This is a genomic window from Bacillus sp. SIMBA_154, from assembly GCF_046536015.1.
Lineage (GTDB): Bacteria > Bacillota > Bacilli > Bacillales > Bacillaceae > Bacillus > Bacillus pumilus_P.
This window is the reverse complement of sequence record NZ_JAWJBV010000487.1, coordinates 1-250: the sequence shown is the minus strand read 5'-3', so window position 1 is coordinate 250 and position 250 is coordinate 1. Positions and strand designations below refer to the sequence as shown.

At 40.8% G+C, this 250-nt stretch carries 1 protein-coding gene; it reads right to left on the bottom strand.

Going from position 1 to position 250, the window contains the following annotated elements:
• Positions 1-250 (bottom strand): type 2 periplasmic-binding domain-containing protein (locus R0K30_RS22860; RefSeq protein ID WP_410613238.1); only part of this gene is annotated, 250 nt, incomplete at both ends.

The window sequence follows — 250 nt, the reverse complement described above, 5'->3', positions numbered from 1 at the left end:
AGGTTTGCAATACCCAAACCACCAGCGGCAGAGCGCCTAGCTACGTATAAATCATTGGTGGAAAGCCGCGATTGCATTTTATTGTCGTGCTCATCAAATGGAATATTAAGCCAGTTAGGGTAATTGAGTTTAATTAGATAATGTTGGTCTAATAATGAGTCAACGGTAGGTAGCCCATAATTTTCAATATACTCAGGGCTGGCGCAATGTACAATTTTAAATTCCCCAAGCCCTTTTGTACGTAGTGAAG